Raw genomic sequence first — 5,916 nt, 5'->3', positions numbered from 1 at the left:
CTCGGCCTCGGCGACGCCCATGGCCTGCGTGGCCTCGGCGCTCGCCCGGGCCAGGGCCGTCGTCCGCTCCCCCCTCCGCGGCGACCGCGACCCGGTCGGCATCCGCCGTGTCCCGGGCCTCGCGCACCGCGTTGGCACCGCGCTGGGCGATGAGCTCCTCCTGCCGCCGGGCGAGCTCGATCTGGTTGGTCAGCTCGTTGTCCCCGATCGCCGCCTCCCGCTCGACGGCAACCGCCCGCCGCTCGAAGGTCGCCTTGTCGGCCTCCTGCTGGATCTGCTCGCGCGAGGGCAGCTGGAGGGCACGCTCGACGTCCGGGTCGGCGCGCAGCACGTCGAAGCGAACACCCACGACAGCGATGCCGACGTCGGCCAGCCTGGGGTCGGCGACGAGGCGCTCCCTGACCTGCGCCGCGAGCTGCGCCGGGTCGCTCATGAGGATCTGGGCCAGCGGGCGCCCGGTGAGCGCGGCCGTCACCGCGTCGGCGGCCGCTCCGTGGACGGTCGCGCCGACGACCTCGAGGGGACGGGCGAGCCAGATGCCGCTGCGGACGTCGATGCCGAAGTCCACGCGCTCGGCGGCGGTCGCGGGCTGGGCGATCCGGTATGTGACGACGCCGGGCACGTTGACCTCCTGCAGGTCGCTCGCGCGCACCTTGACGAGCACGGGCTGCTCCCGGTCGTCGACGGGCACCTCGCTGAGCACGGCGGGCAGCCGGCGGAACCAGAAGGAGGCCCCGACCCCCTCGTGCTTGAGGTCGCCGTGGGCGAGGTGCTGGACGTAGGTCGTCGCGGGGGTCCGCAGGTGGGTGATGAAGGGGTAGCCGGTGATGGTGGCCATGACGCGCCTCCTCGGGTTGTTTGCGTCAGTTTGACGATATTGGCCCATCCGGCAATGCGTCAAATTGACGATAAGACGCTAGGCTGGCGCCATGCACCCCTCCCCGATGGCCGTCACCGTGGACCTGGCGATCCTCACCGTCCGGTCGGCGCAGCTGCAGGTCCTGCTCGTGCGAAGGGGGGAACCCGCCGCTGGCGACGACGGCGCCGCCCCCGAGGGGACGGCCTTCGCCGGCGACTGGGCGCTGCCCGGGGGCTACGTGCGGCTCGAGGAGGACCTCCTCGCCGCCGCCGAGCGCGAGCTCGCCGAAGAGACCGGGTTGGCCGGGGTCCACCTGGAGCAGCTGGCGACCTACGGAGCCCCTGACCGCGACCCGCGGGGCCGCACCGTGACCGTCGCGCACCTCGCGCTGACCCCCGACGCGGGCACCCCCGAGGCGGGGACCGATGCGGCCGAGGCCCGGTGGTGGCCGGTCGCCGAGGCCCTGTCGCAGGCCCTGGCCTTCGACCATGAGGTGATCCTGCGCGACGCCGTCGAGCGGGCCCGCGCCAAGCTCGAGTACAGCTCGCTGGGGGCGGCCTTCTGCCCTCCGGAGTTCACGGTGAGCCAGCTCCGCGAGGTCTACGAGGCCGTGTGGGGAGAGCGGCTCGACCGCGCAACTTCCACCGCAAGGTGACCAAGACGCCCGGCTTCCTCGAGGAGACCGGACGCACGTCGAGCGCCGAGCCCGGGCGCCCCGCGCGGCTCTACCGCCGGGGTCCGGTGGAGCAGCTCAACCCACCGATCACGCGGTGAGCAGGCCCCTGAGGTAGGCCGCCTGCCCGACGTGCTGGGTGTCGTCGTCGACGACGCTCACGAGCCGCACCCCGAGCGTGACCGGCGGATCCCACGAGGTGTCGACGACGCGGTCGAGGTCGGCCTCGTGCAGCCCGGCGACCCACGTCACCGTCTGGTCGTGCACGGCCTCGACGTAGCGGGCGAGCAGCTCGGCGCTGGCGACGACCTTGCCCACCTGCGCACTCGTGTGCCCGTAGCCGGTGTCGTCCTCGTCGAGGTCGAGGTCGAAGAACTCGATGAAACCCCGTGCGGCCCAGACCTGCTGGAGACCGGCGACGTCGGACACATGGTCGTCCTGAACCCGGTAGGCGTGCCAGACCAGCCACGCGATCGAGTTGGCATCGGGCGTGACGCGGTGCGTCAGCTCCTCCTCGGTCAGACCGTCGATGGCGGCCAGCGCGCTCTCGCGCACCCGGCCGAAGCAGTCGATGAGCAGCTGTGCAGGAGTCATGCCCCCGACGCTACGCCCGGGTCGCGGCGCTCAGCAGCCCTCGGGCCCGCAGACGTCCCCGGACTGCACGACCTGCACGGCCGGGGTCCGCTCGGCGAGCGCCTTGTCGACGACCTCGCGGAAGAGCTCAGGTGGCTGGGCGCCGGAGACGGCGTACTTCATGTCGACGACGACGAAGGGGACGCCCGTCACCCCGATCTGGCGAGCCATGTCGATGTCGGCCGCGACCGCGGCCTTGTAGCGGCCGTCTGCGAGGGCCGAGCGGACCTCCCCTTCGTCCAGACCGGCGTCGACGCCGACCCGCACGAGGGAGTCGACGTCGCCGATGTCGAGGCCGTGCTCGAAGTGCCCGGAGAGCAGGGCCTCCTTGACGGCGTCGGCGACACCACGGTCCTTGGCCAGGTGGAGCAGCTCGTGGGCGCGGGCGGAGTTGGCGACGACGAGCCGGTCGAAGTCGTAGGCCAGCCCCTCACCGGCGGCCTGCTCGGCGACGTGGCCGAACATCTCGCGCACCTGCTCGACGGGCATCCCCTTGCGCGAGGCGAGGTAGTCGGCCTCGGTGCCCTCGTAGTGCTCCGGCAGCGTCGGGTCGAGCTGGTAGCTGTGCCAGGTGACCTGGAGGTCGTCGCGCTGCGGGTGGTCGGCGAGGGCGGTCTCGAGACGGCGCTTGCCGATGTAGCACCACGGGCAGGCGATGTCGGACCAGATGTCGATCTGCATGCTCCCGGCAACGCTGCCCGCGGTGGGAATCATCCCGGGTGGGTCATGAGGGTCTCGCGGGCCTGCAGCCACGGGAGGATCGCGAGCGCCGAGACGAGCCCGCTCAGGGCGAAGGCCCACTGCCAGCCCCACAGGTCGGCGACCGCCCCGATGACGACGGGACCGCCGATGCCGCCGGCGTCCTGGCACATCTGGAAGGCCGCGAGGACCTTGCCCCCGGACCGGCCGTTGCCGACGACGTCGGCGACGGTCGCCTGCTGCGCGGGGTTGAGCAGCCCGGCGCCGACGGACAGCACCGTCGTGAGGGCGATGATCGCGACGAGGCCACCGGCCAGACCCATCGCCCCCATGCCGACCGCGCTGAGCACCAGCCCGACGAGGATCGGTCGGCGTCGGCCGAGGGTGTCGGCGACCCGGCCGGAGAACTGCAGGGTCACGGCCGTGGCGGCAGCCCCGGCCGCGAGCACGACACCCGCCGCCCACGTCTCGCCGACGACCGCGACGGCGAAGAGCGGCAGGATCGCCACGCGCACCCCGAAGTTGGTCCAGCCGTTGGCGAAGGCGGACACCATCGCCGACCGGTAGGCGCTGTCCTGCACCGCCTCGGCGACGGTCATCGGTGGCAGGGCACCCTGCGTCGGGTCGGCGCGAAGGGGGGTCCCCCGCAGCATGACCGCGACGAGGGCCGCGGCGATGAGCAGCGCGACGCCGTAGACGACGAAGGGGACGCGCATCCCGAGCTCGCCGAGGGCACCGCCGATCACCGGTCCGATGACGCCACCGATGAGGAAGGCGCTGCCGTACATCGAGGAGACCCGGCCACGGATCAGGGGCGGCGCCAGCCGCACGAGCAGCGCCATCGCCGAGACGGTGAACATCGTCGAGCCGATGCCACCGAGGGAGCGGAAGACGAGCAGCTGCCAGTAGCTCTGGGCGAAGGCCGAGGCGCCCGTCGACAGCGCGACGATGACCAGACCGGTGATGTAGACGGGCCGCTCACCGAGCCGTGCGACGAGCGAGCCGCCGGCGGGGGCGAAGAGCAGCCGGAAGAAGGCGAAGGCCGAGACGATGACGGACGCGGCCGTCACCCCGACGTCGAAGCTGCGCGCGAACTGCGGCAGGACCGGCGAGATCAGGCCGAAGCCGACGGCGATGACGAAGGCCGCGACGACGAGGACCTTGATCTCGATCGGGATGCTCGCCCGCTGGGCGGTCGACGCTGCCGGGGTGCTCACCCGCCGTACTGTGCCACCCCGCGCCGACGGCCCTCGGCGAGGGCCTGCCCGACGGCCCACGTCGCGAGGTAGGAGACGAGCAGGCCGGCGGTCATCGCGAGGGCGAACTGCACGAGGAAGGGGTTGCCCAGCGGGTCGGCGAGCCGGTAGCCGACGACCTCGACGAGGCCGTGCGGGTTGGTGAGCACGTCCCAGGAGTTGAAGCGCGGGAAGCGCCCGAGGTAGACGCCGAGCGACGACAGGGCGAGCGAGCCGACGGCGAGCACCCACCCGGCGACCGGGCCGAGGCGCCGCGCGACGACGTGGTGGACGAGCAGCAGCGAGGCCAGCCCGAGCAGCAGCCCGGTCGCGGCGAAGGACCCGATGAGCAGCACGTCGAACCACTGCGGAGCACCGGGGATCGCCCCGACGTGGATGAAGTCGGTGAGGATGTAGGGCGCATTGGGCAGGAAGAGCAGCCACACGACACCCACACCGGCCAGCAGCCAGCCGGGCGCCCGGAGCCGGTCGAGCCCCACGAGGGCGAGCGCGACGAGGTAGGGCACCCACGCGAGGAAGAGGTTCCAGAAGAGGAACGCGAAGACCGGGGCGCCGGCGCGGTCGGCGCGCACGTTCTGCAGTCCGGCCGCCACGGCGGTGCCGGCGAGCAGGAGCAGGGTCAGCCCCGTCAGCCAGCGCGCGGGGTGCGAGATGTGTGCCATTCGATGCACCGTAGGCCGGGCACCTTGGGAGACGCTGGACACTTTCCCTAGGCCGGCTGACCTGGGCGAGCCGCTCCCGACGAGGAGGGTGGGCGCGCTGCACCCCAGCGGACGGCGGGGAGGTCCGGCGCAGCGTCAAGTCGAAGTCGGGAACGACAAGGCGACCACACGACGACGAAGGACTTCGGCAGCGCGCCGGGCCTCCCCGCCGGGGGCCACCGGGAGCGGCCCTTCGCACGCCTCCGTGTCGGCCCTCGGTGCCAGACTCGACTCATGGCCGACCTCAAGACCGTCCTGCACGACATGCTCAAGACGCAGCGAGCGGCTCTGCTGCTCAAGCTCGACGGGCTCGACGAGTACGAGGCGCGGCGGCCGCGGACGCCGACGGGGACCAACCTGCTCGGTCTGCTCAAGCACTCCGCGGCGTGCGAGCTGGGCTACTTCGGCGAGACCTTCGGCCGGCCGAGCGAGCTCGTCCTGCCGTGGGAGGTCGAGGGGTCGACCCCGACGACAACGAGGACATGTTCGCCACCGAGGACGAGTCGATGGCCGACGTGCTCGCGTGGTGCCGGGCCTGCTTCGACCACGCCGACGCGACGATCGAGGCCCTCCCCCTCGACGCCGAGGGCCGGGTGGCGTGGTGGCCCGAGGAGCGCAGCACCGTGACACTCGGGCAGATCATCGCCCACATGGCCCTCGACGAGGCCCGTCACGCCGGCCACGCCGACATCCTGCGCGAGCAGCTCGACGGCTCGGTGGGCCTGCGCTCCGAGGGCAAAAACCTGCCCGAGTGGGACGAGCAGCGGTGGGCCGACTACGTCGCGCGCCTCACCCGCATCGCCGAGGCCACGCGCACCTCCTGACAGGATCGTCACCATGGACCTCACGGCGGCGGTGGACGAGCTCTACGGGGTGGCCCCGGCCGACTTCGTCGCGACCCGCACCCGGCTGGTCCAGGCGGCGAAGGGCGACGACCCGGACCTGGCCGCGCAGGTCAAGGCCCTGCGCAAGCCCACCCAGTCGGCCTGGCTGCTCAACCGCGTCGCCCGTGACGAACCACAGGTCGTCGCTGACCTGACGGCCCTCGGCGAGCGCATGCGCACGGCCCAGTCCCGGGGCGACGGCGCCGCCCTC

General features: G+C 72.7%; 8 protein-coding genes and 2 pseudogenes. 5 read left to right on the top strand and 5 right to left on the bottom strand.

Annotation, left to right across the window (positions count from 1 at the left end; all coding sequences use genetic code 11):
• Nucleotides 1–838, bottom strand: an 838-nt coding sequence (locus tag AC2W7J_RS14895) for an SPFH domain-containing protein (RefSeq protein ID WP_485983338.1), incomplete at its 3' end; no start/stop codon positions are given.
• Between the two features lie 91 nt (nt 839–929).
• On the opposite strand from AC2W7J_RS14895, the gene AC2W7J_RS14890 reads away from it, so the two are divergent.
• A complete protein-coding gene (locus AC2W7J_RS14890) occupies nt 930–1,514 on the top strand; it encodes an NUDIX hydrolase (RefSeq protein ID WP_485983336.1) in 585 nt (194 codons plus the stop codon).
• On the top strand, nt 1,511–1,633 hold the full coding sequence (locus AC2W7J_RS14885) for a hypothetical protein (protein WP_485983334.1): 123 nt from the start codon (nt 1,511–1,513) through the stop codon (nt 1,631–1,633). Before AC2W7J_RS14890 ends, AC2W7J_RS14885 begins: the two co-directional genes overlap by 4 nt.
• Here AC2W7J_RS14885 and AC2W7J_RS14880 read toward each other — a convergent pair.
• From AC2W7J_RS14880 to AC2W7J_RS14865, 4 genes are read right to left on the bottom strand one after another with little or no spacing between them, the layout of a single operon-like run.
• On the bottom strand, nt 1,623–2,126 hold the full coding sequence (locus tag AC2W7J_RS14880; RefSeq protein ID WP_255184604.1) for a mycothiol transferase: 504 nt from the start codon (nt 2,124–2,126) through the stop codon (nt 1,623–1,625). The genes AC2W7J_RS14885 and AC2W7J_RS14880 overlap by 11 nt on opposite strands.
• Before the next feature lie 30 nt (nt 2,127–2,156).
• Nucleotides 2,157–2,846: a DsbA family oxidoreductase gene (locus tag AC2W7J_RS14875; protein ID WP_485983332.1), complete on the bottom strand. Its 690-nt coding sequence runs from the start codon at nt 2,844–2,846 to the stop codon at nt 2,157–2,159.
• A 29-nt stretch (nt 2,847–2,875) separates the two neighbouring features.
• On the bottom strand, nt 2,876–4,081 hold the full coding sequence (locus AC2W7J_RS14870) for an MFS transporter (RefSeq protein WP_421008924.1): 1,206 nt from the start codon (nt 4,079–4,081) through the stop codon (nt 2,876–2,878).
• Nucleotides 4,078–4,782 carry a DUF1361 domain-containing protein gene (locus AC2W7J_RS14865; protein WP_485983330.1) on the bottom strand — a complete coding sequence of 235 codons (705 nt, stop codon included), beginning with the start codon at nt 4,780–4,782 and terminating at the stop codon, nt 4,078–4,080. The genes AC2W7J_RS14870 and AC2W7J_RS14865 overlap by 4 nt, the downstream gene beginning before the upstream one ends.
• 273 nt (nt 4,783–5,055) lie before the next feature.
• Between AC2W7J_RS14865 and AC2W7J_RS14860 the strand changes: the two are divergent.
• From AC2W7J_RS14860 to AC2W7J_RS14850, 3 genes and pseudogenes are all read left to right on the top strand, one after another.
• Nucleotides 5,056–5,214 (top strand): annotated as a pseudogene (locus AC2W7J_RS14860) (mycothiol transferase); the annotation flags it as partial.
• Nucleotides 5,215–5,303: 89 nt separating this feature from the next.
• A complete protein-coding gene (locus AC2W7J_RS14855) occupies nt 5,304–5,645 on the top strand; it encodes a mycothiol transferase (RefSeq protein ID WP_485983329.1) in 342 nt (113 codons plus the stop codon).
• Between the two features lie 13 nt (nt 5,646–5,658).
• Nucleotides 5,659–5,916, top strand: a pseudogene (locus AC2W7J_RS14850) (hypothetical protein); the annotation flags it as partial.

The sequence above is a fragment of the Janibacter sp. CFPM2_SD2 genome (genome assembly GCF_057364645.1).
Note: the sequence above shows the minus strand (reverse complement) of the source record. Positions and strands in the feature narration are given on the sequence as shown.

Coding starts and splice junctions, on each gene's coding strand:
- AC2W7J_RS14890 (WP_485983336.1), top strand. CDS start 930: ATGCACCCCTCCCCGATGGCCGTCACCGTGGACCTGGCGATCCTCACC.
- AC2W7J_RS14880 (WP_255184604.1), bottom strand. CDS start 2,126: ATGACTCCTGCACAGCTGCTCATCGACTGCTTCGGCCGGGTGCGCGAG.
- AC2W7J_RS14875 (WP_485983332.1), bottom strand. CDS start 2,846: ATGCAGATCGACATCTGGTCCGACATCGCCTGCCCGTGGTGCTACATC.
- AC2W7J_RS14865 (WP_485983330.1), bottom strand. CDS start 4,782: ATGGCACACATCTCGCACCCCGCGCGCTGGCTGACGGGGCTGACCCTG.
- AC2W7J_RS14855 (WP_485983329.1), top strand. CDS start 5,304: ATGTTCGCCACCGAGGACGAGTCGATGGCCGACGTGCTCGCGTGGTGC.